The sequence below is a fragment of the Rugamonas sp. GW822-FHT03B10 genome, from assembly GCF_058801745.1.
The window spans coordinates 39,240-55,813 of the sequence record NZ_JBXANP010000010.1; the positions used below are offsets into that span (position 1 = coordinate 39,240).

Here is a 16,574-nt window from a genome sequence, read left to right on the forward strand (position 1 = left end):
TGGTTCTGTTGATGCTCATGGTTCTAGGTACTGGCGATACTTGATGGGTCAAGCTTCGAGCTTCTTGCCGGCCGTCTCGGGCAGCGTCAACGCGGCCAGGATCATCACGCCGTAGGCGGCGCCGGCGAACAGGCCGATCGCCTCGCCCAGCGCCATGGTGTGGCTGGTCAGGCCTATCATCAGCGGGAACAGCGAGCCCACGGCGCGGCCCATGTTGTAGCTGAAGCCCTGGCCCGAACCGCGCACACGGGTCGGGAACAATTCGGTGAGGAAGGCGCCCATGCCGCTGAACACGCCGGACACGAAGAAGCCGAGCGGGAAGCCCAGGAACAGCATCACGTTGTCGGTCACGGGCAGACGGGTGTAGGCCAAGGCGATGCACAGCGAACCGAGGGCGAACAGGATGAAGTTCTTCTTGCGGCCCAGCAGGTCGGTCAGGAAGGCGCTGACGATATAGCCGACGTAGGAACCGACGATCACCATCGCCAGGTAGCCGCCCGTGCCCAGCACGGTCAGGTGGCGCTCCGTCTTCAGGAACGTGGGCAGCCAGGTGGTGATGGCGTAGTAGCCGCCCTGGGCGCCGGTGGTCAGCAGCACGGCGCGCAGCGTGATGCTGAGCATGGCCGGCGAGAAGATCTCGGCGAACGAGGCGCGCTCCGCGCCGCGCTCCTGCTGCTTCTGCTGGGCCACGAACAGCTCCGGCTCATCGACAAAGCGGCGGATGAAGATCACGAACATGGCCGGCAGTATCCCCAGCAGGAACAGCGAGCGCCACGCCCATTCCGGCGGCAGCAGCGAGAACATCAGCGCATACAGCAGCGCCGACACGCCCCAGCCGATGGCCCACCCGGCCTGCACCATGCCGACCGCCTTGCCCCGGTCCTTGGCGCGGATCACCTCCCCGATCAGGATGGCCCCGGCCGTCCACTCGCCGCCCATGCCAAAGCCCATCAGGCCGCGCGCCAGCAGCAGCTGGTTGAAGTTCTGCGCCAGCCCGCACAGCACGGTGAAGAGGGCGAACCACAGGATGGTCAGCTGCAGCGTACGGACGCGGCCGATGCGATCCGACAGGATGCCGGCCAGCCAGCCGCCCATGGCCGAGGTGAGCAAGGTGACGGTGCCGATCAGGCCCGCGTCGCCCTTGGACAAGCCCCAGCTGGTGATCAGCGTGGGGATCACGAAGCTGAGGAATTGGGTATCCATGGCGTCGAGCGCGTAGCCGATCTTGCAGCTCCAGAAGGTGCGACGCTCCTTGCCCGTGAGCGCGTGGAACCACGCGAAATAGCCTTCCTGCTCGATGCTGGGTATGACTCTGGTGTTCATGTCTTGTCTCCGTCGTTGTTTTAACTGCTGTTGTGTGAATTCAGAACGCGGCCAGGCTGGTGTTGGGGATGTCCGTCACCAGCATGTAGCCCGGCCGGTGCGTGATGACGAACGGCAGGCGCGCCTCGCGGATCGCCTCCTGCGGGGTGACGCCGCAGGCCCAGAACACGGGCAGCTCGTCGTCGGCGATGGCGACGGCGTCGCCGTAATCGGGCCGGCTAATGTCGGCGATGCCGATCAGGGCCGGGTCGCCCAGGTGCACCGGGGCGCCGTGGATGGCGGGGAAGCGGCTGGTGATCTGGATCGCGCGGATCGCGTCGCGCGCCTTCATCGGCCGCATCGACACCACCAGCTTGCCGCCGAACGGGCCGGCCCGCTGGCTGTCGATATTGGTGCGGTACATGGCGACATTCCTGCCCTGCTCCACGTGGCGCAGCGGGATGCCGGCGTCCATCAGCATCTGCTCGAACGAAAACGAGCAGCCGATGGCGAAGGCCACCAGGTCGTCGCGCCACACCTCATGCAGCGCGTGCGGCTGTTCGGCGAGCCGGCCGTCACGGTAGATGTTGTAGCCGGGGACGTCGGCGCGCAAATCCATGTCCGCGCCCAGCGCGGCCACGTTCCACTGGCCCGGCTCGCCCACGGCCAGCAAGGGGCACGGTTTCGGATTGCGCTGGCAGAACAGCAGGAAGGCGTCGGCGTGGGCCTGCGGCAGGATCACCAGGTTGGCCTGGGCATAGTCGCCGCACTGGCCCGCCGTGGGCAGGCGGAATTGGCCGTTGCGTACCGCGTGTCTGAGTTCGAGTGGTGTCATGTTCTTTCCCGCTACTGGTCGAAATGATGAAAAAAAGTGATGCAGTAAGAATATGCTCGAAGCCGTTGCCGGGCTATCTAGTAATTTTTGCTGTTGTTGTATAGTTTTTCTTATCGTTGTGCGCTAGGCGCGCGACTATGGTTAAGGTATTCTTGTCCCAACCCGCCCCGCCATGAACACACGCTTCCTCGAAACCTTCGTCACGCTGGCCCAGTTGCGCAGCTTCCGCGCCACCGCGCGCGCGCTGCACGCCACGCCGGCCGCCATCTCGCTGCGGATCAAGGCGCTGGAGGAGGAATTGCAGACCGAACTGGTGGACCGCGAGGCCAAGGACTTCCGCCTCACGGCCCAGGCCGAATACCTGCTGAGCTACGCCAAGGCCGTGGTGGACGCCACCCGCCGCCTGCAAACGGCGGCCCGCAAGGACAGCGCCGTGCGCGGACGGCTGCGGCTGGGGGTGATCGAATCGGTGGTGCACAGCTGGCTGGCGCAGTACATGCGCGAGTTGAACGCCGACTATCCGGAACTGGAGATCGATTTGGCGGTGGACGTCAGCAACGTGCTGGAACGGCGCCTGCGCGCGCGCGAGCTGGATCTGGTGATCCAGGTGGAAGGCGTGGACAGCAGCGACATCGTGTCCGAGGCGCTGGCCGTCTACCCGGTGCACTGGATCGCCCGCAAGGGATTGATCGATGGCCGCAAGGAGGGCTTGCACCAGCGCCTGCTGGCGCTGCCCATCCTCACGTTTGGACGGGGCACGGCGCCGCAGCGGGCGCTGGAGGAAATCGTCAGCAAGATGGCCAACCTGGCCGCCATCCCGCTCGAACAGACCCGCATCACGTGTTCGCCGTCGGTGGCGGCCATCGTCCAGCTGATCAAGGATGGCTACGGCGTGGCCGCCATCCCCAGCCTGTTCGTCAGCAGCCAGCTGGAGAGCGGTGAGTTCGTGCAACTGGCGGTGCAGCCGGAGCCGCCGTCGATCATCGTCTCCATGTGCCTGCACACCAACGCGGAAATGGTGGTGCACGCGGCGGCCAACGCGGCGCGGCTGGCCTGCGCCGGCTACTGCGCCCAGGTGGACGGGCGCTACATCAAATCGCTGGGTTAAGCCCGCGCAAGGTCAGGCCGCGATGCGCCGCGCGCCGGCGTTGGCGGCGGCCTGCTCCACCAATGCCGCGTTCTGCTGGGTCACGCCGTCCATCTCCACCATGGCGCGGCTCACCTGCTCCAGCCCCTGCGACTGTTCGCGGCTGGCGGCGCTGATCTCGGCCATGATGCCCGTCACCTGACCGATGCTGTCCACCAGGTCGCGCATGGTGGCGCCGGCGTGGTCGGCCAACTCGGTGCCGGCGCGCACCTGGCGCACCGAATTGTCGATCAAGTCCTTGATCTCATGGGCGGCGGCGGCCGAGCGCTGCGCCAGGTTGCGCACCTCCGTCGCCACCACGGCGAAGCCGCGTCCCGTCTCGCCCGCGCGCGCCGCCTCCACGGCCGCGTTCAGGGCCAGGATGTTGGTCTGGAACGCGATGCCGTCGATCACGCCGGTGATCTCGGCGATGCCGCGCGCCGCCTGGTCGATGGCGCCCATCGTCGTCACCACCTGCGCCACGGCCTCGCCGCCGCGCGCGGCCACGTCCGAGGCGGCCAGCGCCAGCTGGTTGGCGCGCAGCGCATGGTCGGCCGTCTGGCGCACGGTGCCTGTCAGCTGCACCATCGAGGCCGCCGTCTGCTGCAGGGCGCTGGCCTGCGACTCGGTGCGGGCCGACAGATCCAGATTGCCCTGGGCGATCTCGCCGGCCGCCAGCTCAATCCCGACGCTGCCGGCCCGCACCTGCGCCACCACGCGGGCCAGGCTGCCGTTCATGGTGCGCAGCGCGTGCATCAGCTGGGCCGACTCGTCGGCGCCGGCGGCCGCGATCTGGCTGGTCAGATCGCCATTGGCCACCGTCTCGGCCACGCCGATGGCGCGCTGCAGCGGCAGCACGATGCCGCGCACCAGCCACGCCATCATGGCCGTACCCACCACGATGGCCAGCGCCACCATGGCCAGCAACTCCCGGCTGCCGGCCGCGTCGCGCGCCGCGAACTCTGCACGCGCGGCCGCCATCGAACCATGCGCCTGTTCCAGCACGTAGGCGACGATGTCGTCGATCTGCTGGTTGACCGGCCGGTCCATGCCTTTGACCAGGCCATCGACCACGTGGGCGCTGTCGGCGCTGCCGCCATCGTATTGTTTGAGCGCCTGCTGGTATTGGCCGAACAGGGTCTGGTGCGCATGCATGGCCTGGTCGGCGCGCTGCGTCTCCAGTCCCAGCAGACCCAGTTCCGTCTTCAGCGTCGCCAGGCGGGCCTCGGTCAGCGCATGCTGGTGCGCGAATGCCTTGCTGTACTTGTCGAAAGCGGCCGGGTCGGCGCCGGGCCGCATTATACTTTTCATAAATGATAATTGCCAAGCGGATAAATATGCCACGGAGTCAACATTCCCATTAGCTGCGCCACTGAATTCCCGCGCGCTGACCGAGCGAGCGCGGCCCATACGAGCTGCAATGAAAACATTGCCGTAGTTGCATCATCACACCTACAATGCGGGCATGGTAATTACTCAAAGAAACCCTCACGTTGACGCCCTGCGGGGCGTCGCCATCCTGTGCGTGTTGATCCTGCACTTCACGCTCGCCTATGGATTGAAGAACAGTCCGCTGGGAACGATACTGCCGCCCTGGTTGCTGCGCGCGGCGTATCAGGGTAATTTCGGCGTGACGATGTTCTTCACCATTTCCGGCTACCTCATCACGGGGATGTCACTGCGGCGCTGGGGCGCCCTGGCGCGCATCGATATGCGCGCATTCTATTTATACCGTTTCGCGCGCATCCTGCCTGCCCTGCTGCTGGCGTTGGCGATCATCGTGACGCTGGGCTGTCTTGATGTGCCATTCTTTTCCAATTCCGACGGCGACGTTCCCCAATCAGCGGGCTATTTCGTCGTCGCTGTCGCTTCGGTGCTCACCTTCTGGCATAACGTGTTGATGCAGAGCGCGGGGTATTTTAACTATTGCCTGAACGTGTACTGGTCACTGTCGGTGGAAGAGGCGTTCTACCTGCTGATGCCGGTGAGTTGTCTGCTGTTGCGTCGCCAGTGGCTGATCGTTCTGCTGTGCCTCGCCGCCATTATCGCCGGCCCCGTCTACCGTAGCCTGCATACCGATAACGAGATTTTCTTCATGTATGGCTATCCAGCCTGTTTCGACGCCATCGCTATCGGTTGCCTGACCGCGCTGTTGGCGCACCGTGGCGCCGTGCGGCTCAACGCCGGGCAGGCCCGGGGAATACGGATCGTCGCCTGCTGCGCGTTGGCGGCGTTATATCTGCGCGGCATCGCGGGCCACGAGGTATTCGGCTTCACGCTGGTCGCGCTGGCAAGCGCCGTCTTCCTACTCGGCAGCACGCCGCGCGCCGCGCATCCACAGGCCGCACCGCGCCGCACACCGCTGCATTGGTTCGGTGCGCACAGCTACGAAATCTATCTGTTCCACATCATTGTCCTGGGCGCGATGCGCAACCTGATTCAGGGAAAAGAGCTGAGCTATGCAGCCCATTTGCCTTGGCTGATGCTGTTCCTCGCGTCAACTGCGTTGATCGCGGCGGCGGTGGCGCGCTACCTGTCCGATCCGGCGAACGCCGCGATCCGCTGCAGGTTCGATGATGCACGGATGACCGTGGCCGGCCAGACTTGCACCTAGACAGCAGGCGGCGCCCACTCCCATGGGTGCTCCATATGCTTCGGTTTTACTAAAACACGCGATTCCGCAGTAAACCACGATGGACGCGACGATTTCGCTCTGATTAGAGCAAAATCGCATTACTAAAACACTCGATATGCCACTAACGACGATAGAGGCGTTTAGCGAAAAATAGTATTGCCGCAGCGGTCATTTTAGTAGCCGATAGCGCCCTGTAGTGAGCTCTCCGGGGGATGAGCGGCGTTTATAAAACACGAGGTCTGCACCACATCCCCCCTACTCTCTGTTCGAACAAAAAACCCCGGTAAGTTGTCGCCAACTTACCGGGGTTCTGCTCAGCTTACCGCGCTGGCTTTACCGTCTCTCAGGCGCCGATTTCCACCTTGTCGGCCACCGAGCGGAACTCTTCGATCTGGTCGAAGTTCATGTAACGGTAGATCTGGTCGGCGCTCTTGTCGAGCACGCCGATCTGCGACATGTACTCTTCCTTGGTCGGGATGCGGCCCAGCGCCGAGCAGACGGCTGCCAGTTCGGCCGAACCCAGGTACACATTGGTGTCCAGGCCCAGACGGTTCGGGAAGTTACGGGTCGAGGTCGACATCACGGTGGCGCCCTTGCGGATCTGCGCCTGGTTACCCATGCACAGCGAGCAGCCCGGCATTTCCATACGGGCGCCGGTGCGGCCCAGCGTGCCGTAGTGGCCTTCGGCCGTCAGCACTTGCGCGTCCATCTTGGTCGGCGGCGCGATCCACAGGCGGACCGGGATATCCGACTTGCCTTCCAGCACTTTGGAGGCGGCGCGGAAGTGGCCGATGTTGGTCATGCAGGAACCGACGAACACGTCGTCGATCTTGGCGCCGGCAACTTCCGACAGGGTCTTCACGTCGTCCGGGTCGTTCGGGCAAGCGACGATAGGCTCGTGGATGTCGGCCAGGTCGATCTCGATCACGGCAGCGTATTCGGCGTCCGCGTCCGGTGCCAGCAGCTCGGGCTTGGCCAGCCAGGCTTCCATGGCCTTGATGCGGCGCTCCAGCGTGCGCTTGTCCTGGTAGCCGGTGGCGATCATCCACTTCATCAGCGTGATGTTCGAGTTCATGTACTCGATGATCGGCGCCTTATCCAGGTGCACGGTGCAGCCGGCGGCCGAGCGCTCAGCCGAAGCGTCGGACAGTTCGAACGCCTGTTCCACTTTCAGGTCTGGCAGACCTTCGATTTCCAGGATGCGGCCGGAGAAGATGTTCTTCTTGCCCTTCTTGTCCACGGTCAGCAGGCCCTGCTGGATCGCGTACAGCGGAATCGCGTTGACCAGGTCGCGCAGGGTCACGCCGGGCTGCATCTTGCCCTTGAAGCGCACCAGCACGGATTCTGGCATGTCCAGCGGCATCACGCCGGTGGCGGCGGCGAAGGCCACCAGACCGGAGCCGGCCGGGAACGAGATACCGATTGGGAAACGGGTGTGCGAGTCGCCGCCGGTGCCGACGGTGTCAGGCAGCAGCAGACGGTTCAGCCACGAGTGGATCACGCCGTCGCCAGGACGCAGCGCCACGCCGCCACGGTTCTCGATGAACGCTGGCAGTTCGCGGTGGGTCTTCACGTCGACGATCTTCGGATAGGCGGCAGTGTGGCAGAACGACTGCATCACCATGTCGGCCGAGAAGCCCAGGCAAGCCAGGTCTTTCAGCTCGTCGCGGGTCATTGGGCCGGTGGTGTCTTGCGAGCCCACGGTGGTCATCTTCGGTTCGCAGTAGGTGCCTGGACGGATGCCATGGCCTTCCGGCATGCCGCAAGCGCGGCCGACCATCTTCTGGGCCAGCGAGTAGCCACGGCCGGTGTCGGCAGGGTTCTGCGGCAGGCGGAACAGGGTCGACGGGGCCAGGCCCAGCGCTTCACGCGCCTTGGACGTCAGGCCGCGGCCGATGATCAGCGGAATACGGCCGCCGGCGCGCACTTCGTCGAACAGCACGTCGGACTTGACCTTGAACTCGGCGATCACGGCGCCGTTCTTCAGGGCCTTGCCTTCGTATGGACGCAGCTCGACCACGTCGCCCATCTCCATCTGCGACACGTCCAGCTCGATCGGCAGCGCGCCGGCGTCTTCCATCGTGTTGTAGAAGATCGGGGCGATCTTGGCGCCCAGGCACACACCGCCGAAACGCTTGTTGGGGATGAATGGAATGTCTTCGCCCGTGAACCACAGCACCGAGTTGGTGGCCGATTTACGCGACGAGCCGGTGCCCACCACGTCGCCCACGTAGGCGACCAGGTTGCCCTTGGCTTTCAGCGCTTCGATCTGCTTGATCGGGCCGACCGAGCCTGGCACGTCCGGGTTGATGCCGGGACGCGGGTTCTTCAGCATGGCCAGCGCGTGCAGCGGGATGTCGGGACGGGTGGTGGCGTCCGGTGCCGGCGACAGGTCGTCGGTGTTGGTTTCGCCGGAGACCTTGAACACGGTCAGGGTCAGGCTTTGCGGCACTTCGGGACGCGAGGTGAACCACTCGGCGTCGGCCCACGATTGCAGCACTTCCTTGGCGCGGGCGCTGCCCTTGTCGGCCAGATCCTTGACGTCGTGGAAATAATCGAACATCAGCAGGGTCTTTTTCAGACCTTCGGCGGCCACGGGGCCGACCACGGCGTCGTCCAGCACGTCGATCATGGGCTTGATGTTGAAGCCGCCCAGCATGGTGCCCAGCAGGCGGGTCGCCAGTTCGCGCGAGATCAGCGGCGAGCTTTCCGTGCCCTTGGACACGGCGGCCAGGAAGGCGCACTTGACCTTGGCGGCGTCGTCCACGCCGGCTGGCACGCGGTTGGTGATCAGCTCGACCAGGAATGCTTCCTCACCTGCTGGAGGATTCTTCAGGAGTTCGACCAGGTCCGTGGTCTGGGCCGCGGTCAGCGGCAGCGGAGGGATGCCCAGGGATGCGCGCTCGGCGACTTGGTTGCGGTAGGAAGCTAGCATGAAAATCTCTCAGTCAGGATAGATTGCAGGAAAAGCGGACAAGTGACCGCCAGTACTGAGCGCTATTGTACCTCAACAAGTCTTATATAAGACATATAACACGAGACAGACAGATATTTTTGCCACAAAAGGCCGCCGGCGCCCCCGCCTGCCCTTGCCGCCCGGCATCGTGAGCGCACGATGGCGGCGCCGCTGCGACGAGAAAAATTGCAGAAAAAATATGAAACGAAGGGTGGGAATGCGATGGACGAACACGTGAAATGGCGCACGCGCCCCGTGTTCGCGCAGGACCGGCAGGCCACCGTGCGGTCCAAGCCGGCCTGAACCGCACGTGGTCTGTCCGGTACCCCGTCAAACGCGCGGCGGATCGGTCTCGCGCAGATAGGCGCGGTGCCCGCCCAGGGCGGCAAGGAAGGCGTTCAGCGTTGCCTCGTCATTGGCGTGCGCGGCGACGAGCAAGGCCGGGTCGGCGCGTGCGCCGCCGGGTGCCACCGGCAGGTTCGCCGCCGCCAGCAACGCCGCGCCGCCGCCCCAGGTGAAGATCGGCTTGCAATGGCGGAACTGCAAGCGCAGGAATTCCAGCGCCTGTCCCGCGCCGGCCAGCGCACCGCGCCCGGCGCCATCGGGCACGACCACGGCGTCGAACAGCACCGACGGAGCCGCCTCCAGCGTGAGGTCCGGCTCGAGGCTGTCGGCGCCGGCCACGGCGCACGGTCCCAGCCGTATGGCCACCAGCAGCGGCACCGCCTGCGCACGCCGCAACGCCGCGCAGACCGTGCCCACCCCTGCGCCATCGACGTCGTCGCTGACCAGGATCGCCACGCGCCGCGTGGCGGCACCGGTCGTGCCGGGGCGCGCCAGCAAGGACAGCGACGGCGACGGCGCATAGGCCGGCGGCGGCGCCGCATCGCCCAGTGGCGCGGCGGGCGGCACTTCCATGCCCAGCCCCTCCGCCACCGTCGCGGCCAGGTCGGGGGCCACATGCACGAGGTGGGCGACCACGCGCGCGCGCACGGCCGGCGTTGTCACCTTGCTCAATTCAAAGCGGAACGCCTGGGCAATGTGCGACTGCTCGGGCGGCGTCTGGCTTTCATAGAACAGCCGCGCTTGCCCATAGTGTTCGGCGAATCTGGCCGGCTTGCCGCGCACCTTGTCCTCGTCGACATGCTCGGGGAACGAGAGGAAGCCCCGCGCGCCGGCCTGGAACGGACAACCGCCGCCCAGCGAATTGGGTTCGTAGCTGACCCGCCCGCGATGGATGGCCTGCCGATGCATGCCGTCGCGCTGGTTGTTGTGCACCTCGCTCAACGGCGCGTTGATCGGCAGCTCGTGGAAGTTGGGGCCGCCCAGGCGTGAGATCTGCGTGTCGAGGTAGGAATGGACACGTCCTTGCAGCAGCGGATCGTTGCTGAAATCGATGCCCGGCACCAGATGGGCGGGACAGAACGCGACCTGCTCGGTCTCGGCAAAGAAATTGTCGGGATTGCGGTTCAAGGTCATGCGGCCCACCGCGCGCACCGGCAGCCACTCCTCCGGGATCAGCTTGGTCGGATCGAGCACGTCGAACGGGAACTGGCTGGCCTGCTCCTCGGTGAACACTTGCACGCCCAGTTCCCACTGCGGATAGGCGCCCGCCTCGATCGCTTCCCACAGGTCGCGCCGGTGGAAGTCGGGGTCGGCGCCCATGATGCGGGACGCCTCATCCCACACCAGCGCATGGGTGCCGGCCAGCGGATTCCAGTGGAATTTGCAGAACACCGAGGCGCCGGCCGCGTTCACCAGCCGGAAGGTATGCACGCCGAAGCCTTGCATCATGCGGTAGCTGCGGGGGATGGCGCGGTCCGACATCTGCCACAGCAGCATGTGGGTCGATTCCGGCGTCAGCGACACGTAGTCCCAGAACGTGTCGTGGGCGCTGGACGCCTGCGGCATCGCGTGGTGCGGTTCCGGCTTGACGGCGTGCACGAGGTCGGGGAATTTCATCGCGTCCTGGATGAAGAAGACGGGCATGTTGTTGCCCACCAAATCCCAGTTGCCCTCGTCCGTGTAGAACTTGACGGCGAAGCCGCGCACGTCGCGCGCCGTGTCGGCCGAACCCCGCTCGCCGGCCACGTTGGAAAAGCGCGCGAACACGGGCGTCACTTTGCCGGCGCCCTGGAACGGCGCGGCGCGGGTCAGGTCGCTCAGATCGCCGTAGCACTCGAACCAGCCATGGGCGGCGGCCCCGCGCGCGTGGACCACCCGCTCCGGGATGCGCTCATGGTCGAAATGCGTGATCTTCTCGCGCAGGATGAAGTCTTCCAGCACGGTGGGGCCGCGCAGCCCGATCTTCAGTGAACTCTGGTTGTCGGCCACCGGCACGCCCTGATTGGTCGTCAACGCCTGTCCCGCGCTGTCGACGCGCACCCGGTCCAGCGACGCATTGCCGCGGTTGACACCCGCAGCCGCGCCGCCCGTCTTGGACGCACCGGCGCCGGTGGCGGCGGCGTCTTGCCTGGTCTGCTCGCTCATCGTCTCCTCCGGCGTCAGTGTTTGCGTTTCTTCTTGGCGCCGCCGCCCTTGCCGCCGCCCTTGTCCGGGCTGGCCGCCTCCTTGCCCGATTTTGTCTGAGCCGGCTGGGCCGATTGCGATGAGCGGCCGGCACCGGCCTCCTGCTTGTTACCACTGTCTGTCTTTTGCTTGGCCATGATGTTCTCCTCGCCAGCGCAGGGAGCGCGGATCACGCGCGCCATGGGCACGCGCTGCGCTCCCCGCGTTCGTCATTTCGACCGCGAACCGGACTGCGTCCCGCCGTGTGAACCGCCTTGGCTGCCTTGGCCGCCCTGACCGCCATGACTGCCGCCCTGGCTGCCTTGACTGCCCTGGTTGCCCTGGCTGCCCTGGCTGCCGCTCTTGCTGCGCGACCCGCTGTCCTCATCCTCGCTCTGACGATTGGGGTCATTCTTGTGGCTCATGGAGCCGGCCTCACGCGCCTCTTCCGGGGTGAATTCGTGCGCGTGACCCGAAGCGTGGGCAGCGCGGCCGCCTTCGGCCGCGATCTCGCGCTGACGGTCGGGGTCCATCGACGCGAAGCCGCGTCCGCCGCCGCCCTGCGTATTGTCGTCGTCACGGTCCGACTGCTTGTTGTCGCTGCCGCTGTGCGATTGACGGCTGCCGGAACTACCTTGGCCGCCCTGGGTATCGCGGCTGCCGCCGCTCTGTTGCGAGCCGCCCGACTGTGATTTGCCGCGATCGTTGTCCTGATTACCGCCTTGGTTCGATGTAGCCATCTCGTTCTCCTTGATGATATGAAAAGCACGCCGCCGTCTGCGATTGCAGCGCGATGGCGAGCATTCATCTTAGGTTTGACGAGCTGATTGCGTCATGAGCGACCTTCTGATGGCGACGTAGGAGTTTGGCCAGTGTGTTTGCAACTTCCCGATCTGGTCGTGCGAGCGTGGCAGCTGGCGCATCGCCTTCAGTCAGAACAAGGAGGAATACTTTTACGCCCGCCCCGAGCTGAGACGCATGCCTGCGACACCCGTCGCATGCCGATGCCGGCGCGGAAGGCCGTTGCGCCGTGCACACCCCGCGCGCGCGGCCTCAGCACCCATGAGCGATGGATGGCTTACATCTTGCATTGAGTGAATAGCCGGCCACCCGGGCCGGCGAATTTCCAACCAAGACAGGAGACAACATGCGCTTCAAACACACACTCGCCTGCGCGGCGGCCATCATGACGCTTCCCATCGGCGCCTACGCCGGCATGCCCGGCATGGAAGGCGCGCAGCATCTGGGCATCACCGTGCCCAACATGGACGATGCCGTGCGCTTTTTCGTCGACGTGATCGGGTGCGAGGCGTCGATCAAGCTCGGCGCCTTCAAGTTCGCCGACGACTGGATGAATGTGCACCTGAACGTCAATCCGCGGGCTGAGATCAAACGCTTTCAGATGGTGCGCTGCGGCCACGGCACCAACCTTGAAATCTTCGAGTACGGCGCGCCCGGACAGGCCAAGGCGCCGCCCAGGAACAGCGACGTGGGCGGCCATCACCTGGCATTCTATGTCGATGACATGGACAAGGCCGCCGCCTACCTGAAGGCCAAGGGCGTCAGGACGCTGGGTGAGCCCAGTACCTTCAAGGACGGGCCGGCGGCCGGCCTGACCTGGATGTATTTCCTCGCGCCGTGGGGCATGCAGCTGGAGATCGTCAGCACGCCCAAGGGCATGGCCTACGAAAAAGGGGCCAAGCGCGTGCTGTGGGACCCCCGCTTCCCCGCAAAATAAGCGCCATGGACAGCACGATCGGCGCGCGCGCCATGGCCCTCGAGCACCGCAGGCCGGCGCGATGGCGGCTGCTGCTGGCCCTGTTGCTGCCGGCCTGGCTATGGGCCGCGCCCGGCGCCGCATGGGCCCATGCGGACGGCCGGGCCAACATCCGGGTCGTCCATTTCACCTACGACGCTGCCGGCATGACCGCGTACTACCGCGTGTCGCTGGCGCTGTTGGCGCGCGGCCCCACCGGCGCGCTCGCGCCGTACGCGATGGCGCGCAGCGAAAGCGGCCGCATGTTCCACTACGTGCGCGCGGACGCGCTCGACAGCGCCGCGGGCATGGCGGCGGCCGCGCTGGCCGCCGGCCATGCCGTTGCGCTGAACGGCGCCAGCGTCGCGCCCCACATGCTGTCGGCGGTGATCCACGTGAAAGGCGCCGTGCCGCCATTCGCCAACGCGGAGCAGGCGCGGCTGGCGACGCGCGGTCCATCGTCCCCCGCCAGCCCGCCGCCGCACGGCGACGGTCTGGTCGAGATCGGCGACATGCTGCTGGACGCGGCCGTGTTCTACCCCGCTGTCGGGCCGGACGCGCCCTTCGCGTTCAGCAGCCCGCTGCAGGCCGGGCAGCTCAACGATGCACCCATCCACACCGTGCTGCTGTCCCATGCCGGCGGCGCGACGACCCAATATGGCCACAGCGGCGTGCTGGCCGAGGCGATCACGGTCAATCCGCCCCTCCTGCAGGCCTTCCTGCAATTCGTGCGCGCCGGCGCCGCCCACATCCTCGAGGGGTACGACCACCTGCTGCTGGTCATCTGCCTGGTGGCGGGCGACTTGCGTCTGCGCGCGATCGCCCTGAAAATCAGCGCCTTCAGCGCGGGACACGCGTTGTCCATTGTGGCGGGATTCTATGGCGTGCTGCCGCAGGCCGAATGGAGCGAGCCGGTCATCGAACTGCTGATCGCGCTGTCGGTGCTGGGGGCGGCCCTGATGCTGGCGCGCCAGCGCGGCGCCGCCCATCCCGCCCTGCTCACCTTCCTGGTGGGGGTGGTGCACGGTTGCGGCCTTGCCATCGGCCTGCGCGCGATCCTGTCCGATAGCGGCCCGAACATCGTCACCTCGCTGCTGTCCTTCAACGTCGGGGTCGAACTCGGGCAGCTGGCCGTCGGCGCCGCCGTCTGGCTGTTGTTGCGCGCGGCGCAGGCCGCGCCCAGGCCAGGGCCGGCGCGGATCCGGGTCGGCATCGCGCTGGCCGCCACCGCGGTCGCCTTGTGCTGGGTCGGCGACCGCGCGCCGCCCGCGTGGAACGCGCTGTACGCGGCCTCGGCCCCGGCCCCGGCCTAGCGCGCCGTCCCCGTTCCGGCGCCTGGCGCCGGAACGGTCAACGCCCCGGCCGCGCGACGCTAGCGCTGGTTGGGCGACACGATGCCATATTTCTTCATGTAGCGGTACAAGGTGGCGCGGCAAAAGCCCAGTTCGTCCGCTGCCTTGGTGACGTTCCATTTGTTGCGCGCAAGCGAGGCGAGCAGCTGTTCCATGTCGCATTCCTCGCCCCCCTTGCCTTCGGCGGCGGGCGCCAGCGGCAAGGCGCCGCCCTCGTCCTCCCCGCCCTGGGGGCCGAACATGTCGCTGAATTCCTGCGGCAAGTCGGCCGGCATGATCATGTCGCCCTCCATGACGGCCAGCGCGAAGCGCAACACATTGCGCAACTGCCGTATGTTGCCCGGCCAGCCGAAGCACAACATCCGCAACATGGCCTCGGACGAGATGCTGGCCTCGATGTTGAGCAACTCGGCCTCCTCGAGCAGCACCTTCTCGATCAGATAGCGCTTGTCGGTGCGGTCGCGCAGCGAGGGCAGGTGCAAGGTGGCGCCGCACAGGCGGTAATACAGGTCCTCGCGGAAACTGCCGGCGCTGATCAGGTTGCGCAGGTCGCGGTGGGAGGCGGCGATGACGGTCAGGTCCAGCACCACCGGCTTGTCGGCCCCCAGCGGCAGCACCTCGCGTTCCGACAGCACGCGCAGCAAGCGCGTCTGCAGATGCAGCGGCATGTCGCCGATCTCGTCCAGGAACAGCGTGCCGCCGTCCGATTGCAGGATCAAGCCCTTCATGCCCTTGCTGCGCCCGCCCGTGAAGGTGCCCGCCGTGTAGCCGAACAACTCGCTCTCGATCAGCGACTCCGGGATCGCGCCGCAATTGACGGCCACGAACGGCTTGCCGGCGCGCGCGCTCGATTCATGCAGCGCCTTGGCGATCACCTCCTTGCCGGTGCCCGTCTCACCATGGATCAGGATGTTCAGCTTGCGGTTCAGCAGGCGTTTGGCCTGGTCGAGCAGACGGCGCATGGTCTTGTCGTCGCCGGCCAGGCGGTCGAGCACGGGATAGCTGGCGTTCTCCAGCACCTGGCCGGCGGCCGGGGTGGCGTTGGACTGGGCCGCCGCCCTGCGCCGGCGCGGCGCGGCCACGCTGGCATAGAACATCTTGTTCGCATCGCGCGTCACCACCGAGCGGTCGCCGCCGTTGCCCGAGCGCGCCAGCCGCCACAACTCGTCGGTCGACAGGTTGAACAGTTCGCTCGCCAGCCGTCCCACCGGTTCGTTGCCGGAGGTGGCGTCGCGTCGCCGGAACAACTGGCGGCCGCCGGTGTTGGCGCCCACCACCACGCCATCGTCGTCGAACGCCAGCATGATCTCGCCGCTCACTTCGACCAGCCCCCACGCCGTGCCCAGGCGCAGGATCCAGCGGTCGTCGAAATGGCGCAGGAAATTGGCGTCCTCGATCATCTGGGCGTACATCACGGTCAAGTGCAGGGCCAGGTGCTGGCTCTCCTTGTACAGGGGCGAGGTGAGCGCCGACATGTCCAGCACGGCCAGGAATTTGCCCTCGGGATCAAACAGGGGCGCGGCGGTGCACGTGAGCGCGATGTGGGTCGGGTCGAAATGGTCGCCCTGGTGGCAGGTGAGCGCCGTCTGCTCCACCAGGCAGGTGCCGACGCCGCAGGTGCCTGCCGTCTGCTCGCTCCATTCGGCGCCCAGGTACAGGCCCGCATGCTTGAGTTCGCGCACGCGCGCCTCGTTGCCGATGTAGTCGACCGCGATCCCCTGCGCGTCGGTCAGCAGCAGCACGTAGTCGAGGCCCGACACGCGCTTGTACATCTGTTCCATGCCCACCCGCGCCACCAGCATGAATTCCTCGATCTGCTCCTGGTGCTCGCGCAGGATGTCCGAGGTCACGATATTGGGCGCCCGCAGACGGGACGGATCCAGTCCGTAGTCGTTGACGCAGCGGTTCCAGGACTTGTGGATCAGGGTCTGGTCGTCCAGTGCGCCGGCGCCGCCCATCCGGGTCGCGACCGACATGACGTTCTGGATGTGTTCTGTCTGTGCTCGATTAGTCATTGTTTGTCTCCTGCTCTCCAGGCCCGCGCCGGTGCAACCGGGCGTCACCCTGTCCACTTCGATGTGGCTCTATGTGGCTCTATGTGGCT

13 protein-coding genes are annotated in these 16,574 nt (G+C 66.2%); 5 read left to right on the forward strand and 8 right to left on the reverse strand.

Features of this window, described 5'->3' with window-relative positions; translation table 11 throughout:
- Positions 1–48 precede the first annotated feature (48 nt).
- Complete coding sequence (locus AC1RQG_RS17040; RefSeq protein WP_493133204.1) at positions 49–1,323, reverse strand: MFS transporter; 1,275 nt, start codon at positions 1,321–1,323, stop codon at positions 49–51.
- A gap of 40 nt (positions 1,324–1,363) precedes the next feature.
- A complete protein-coding gene (locus AC1RQG_RS17045) occupies positions 1,364–2,137 on the reverse strand; it encodes a putative hydro-lyase (RefSeq protein WP_493133205.1) in 774 nt (257 codons plus the stop codon).
- Positions 2,138–2,309: 172 nt separating this feature from the next.
- Here AC1RQG_RS17045 and AC1RQG_RS17050 point away from each other — a divergent pair, with 172 nt between their 5' ends.
- A complete protein-coding gene (locus tag AC1RQG_RS17050; protein ID WP_493133206.1) occupies positions 2,310–3,245 on the forward strand; it encodes a LysR family transcriptional regulator in 936 nt (311 codons plus the stop codon).
- A 12-nt stretch (positions 3,246–3,257) separates the two neighbouring features.
- On the opposite strand, the gene AC1RQG_RS17055 is transcribed toward AC1RQG_RS17050, so the two are convergent.
- Entirely contained in the window at positions 3,258–4,574 is a 1,317-nt protein-coding gene (locus tag AC1RQG_RS17055; protein WP_493133207.1) for a methyl-accepting chemotaxis protein, read from the reverse strand.
- A 154-nt stretch (positions 4,575–4,728) separates the two neighbouring features.
- On the opposite strand from AC1RQG_RS17055, the gene AC1RQG_RS17060 reads away from it, so the two are divergent.
- A complete protein-coding gene (locus AC1RQG_RS17060) occupies positions 4,729–5,877 on the forward strand; it encodes an acyltransferase family protein (RefSeq protein ID WP_493133330.1) in 1,149 nt (382 codons plus the stop codon).
- A gap of 364 nt (positions 5,878–6,241) precedes the next feature.
- On the opposite strand, the gene acnB is transcribed toward AC1RQG_RS17060, so the two are convergent.
- Positions 6,242–8,833, reverse strand: a complete 2,592-nt coding sequence (acnB, locus tag AC1RQG_RS17065) for a bifunctional aconitate hydratase 2/2-methylisocitrate dehydratase (protein ID WP_493133208.1) — start codon at positions 8,831–8,833, stop codon at positions 6,242–6,244.
- 180 nt (positions 8,834–9,013) lie between these two features.
- Here acnB and AC1RQG_RS17070 point away from each other — a divergent pair, with 180 nt between their 5' ends.
- Positions 9,014–9,157, forward strand: a complete 144-nt coding sequence (locus AC1RQG_RS17070; protein ID WP_493133209.1) for a hypothetical protein — start codon at positions 9,014–9,016, stop codon at positions 9,155–9,157.
- Positions 9,158–9,184: 27 nt separating this feature from the next.
- Here the strand turns inward: AC1RQG_RS17070 and AC1RQG_RS17075 are convergent, their stop codons facing one another.
- The 3 genes from AC1RQG_RS17075 to AC1RQG_RS17085 are packed head-to-tail and all read right to left on the reverse strand — an operon-like array spanning position 9,185 to position 12,102.
- Positions 9,185–11,344 carry a catalase gene (locus AC1RQG_RS17075; RefSeq protein WP_493133210.1) on the reverse strand — a complete coding sequence of 720 codons (2,160 nt, stop codon included), beginning with the start codon at positions 11,342–11,344 and terminating at the stop codon, positions 9,185–9,187.
- A 14-nt stretch (positions 11,345–11,358) separates the two neighbouring features.
- On the reverse strand, positions 11,359–11,565 hold the full coding sequence (locus tag AC1RQG_RS17080; RefSeq protein ID WP_493133211.1) for a hypothetical protein: 207 nt from the start codon (positions 11,563–11,565) through the stop codon (positions 11,359–11,361).
- A gap of 27 nt (positions 11,566–11,592) precedes the next feature.
- Entirely contained in the window at positions 11,593–12,102 is a 510-nt protein-coding gene (locus AC1RQG_RS17085; RefSeq protein ID WP_493133212.1) for a KGG domain-containing protein, read from the reverse strand.
- Between the two features lie 407 nt (positions 12,103–12,509).
- Here AC1RQG_RS17085 and AC1RQG_RS17090 point away from each other — a divergent pair, with 407 nt between their 5' ends.
- Positions 12,510–13,100, forward strand: a complete 591-nt coding sequence (locus AC1RQG_RS17090; protein WP_493133213.1) for a VOC family protein — start codon at positions 12,510–12,512, stop codon at positions 13,098–13,100.
- 5 nt (positions 13,101–13,105) lie between these two features.
- A complete protein-coding gene (locus AC1RQG_RS17095; RefSeq protein WP_493133214.1) occupies positions 13,106–14,431 on the forward strand; it encodes a HupE/UreJ family protein in 1,326 nt (441 codons plus the stop codon).
- Positions 14,432–14,490: 59 nt separating this feature from the next.
- Here AC1RQG_RS17095 and AC1RQG_RS17100 read toward each other — a convergent pair whose 3' ends face one another.
- Positions 14,491–16,485: a sigma-54-dependent Fis family transcriptional regulator gene (locus AC1RQG_RS17100; RefSeq protein ID WP_493133215.1), complete on the reverse strand. Its 1,995-nt coding sequence runs from the start codon at positions 16,483–16,485 to the stop codon at positions 14,491–14,493.
- Positions 16,486–16,574: the final 89 nt, after the last annotated feature.

Bases quoted from the DNA above. Each gene is read 5' to 3' on its own strand.
- AC1RQG_RS17070 (WP_493133209.1), top strand. From the start codon at position 9,014: ATGGCGGCGCCGCTGCGACGAGAAAAATTGCAGAAAAAATATGAAACG.
- AC1RQG_RS17080 (WP_493133211.1), bottom strand. From the start codon at position 11,565: ATGGCGCGCGTGATCCGCGCTCCCTGCGCTGGCGAGGAGAACATCATG.
- AC1RQG_RS17075 (WP_493133210.1), bottom strand. From the start codon at position 11,344: ATGAGCGAGCAGACCAGGCAAGACGCCGCCGCCACCGGCGCCGGTGCG.
- AC1RQG_RS17060 (WP_493133330.1), top strand. From the start codon at position 4,729: ATGGTAATTACTCAAAGAAACCCTCACGTTGACGCCCTGCGGGGCGTC.
- acnB (WP_493133208.1), bottom strand. From the start codon at position 8,833: ATGCTAGCTTCCTACCGCAACCAAGTCGCCGAGCGCGCATCCCTGGGC.
- AC1RQG_RS17040 (WP_493133204.1), bottom strand. From the start codon at position 1,323: ATGAACACCAGAGTCATACCCAGCATCGAGCAGGAAGGCTATTTCGCG.
- AC1RQG_RS17045 (WP_493133205.1), bottom strand. From the start codon at position 2,137: ATGACACCACTCGAACTCAGACACGCGGTACGCAACGGCCAATTCCGC.
- AC1RQG_RS17095 (WP_493133214.1), top strand. From the start codon at position 13,106: ATGGACAGCACGATCGGCGCGCGCGCCATGGCCCTCGAGCACCGCAGG.
- AC1RQG_RS17050 (WP_493133206.1), top strand. From the start codon at position 2,310: ATGAACACACGCTTCCTCGAAACCTTCGTCACGCTGGCCCAGTTGCGC.
- AC1RQG_RS17090 (WP_493133213.1), top strand. From the start codon at position 12,510: ATGCGCTTCAAACACACACTCGCCTGCGCGGCGGCCATCATGACGCTT.
- AC1RQG_RS17055 (WP_493133207.1), bottom strand. From the start codon at position 4,574: ATGAAAAGTATAATGCGGCCCGGCGCCGACCCGGCCGCTTTCGACAAG.
- AC1RQG_RS17085 (WP_493133212.1), bottom strand. From the start codon at position 12,102: ATGGCTACATCGAACCAAGGCGGTAATCAGGACAACGATCGCGGCAAA.
- AC1RQG_RS17100 (WP_493133215.1), bottom strand. From the start codon at position 16,485: ATGACTAATCGAGCACAGACAGAACACATCCAGAACGTCATGTCGGTC.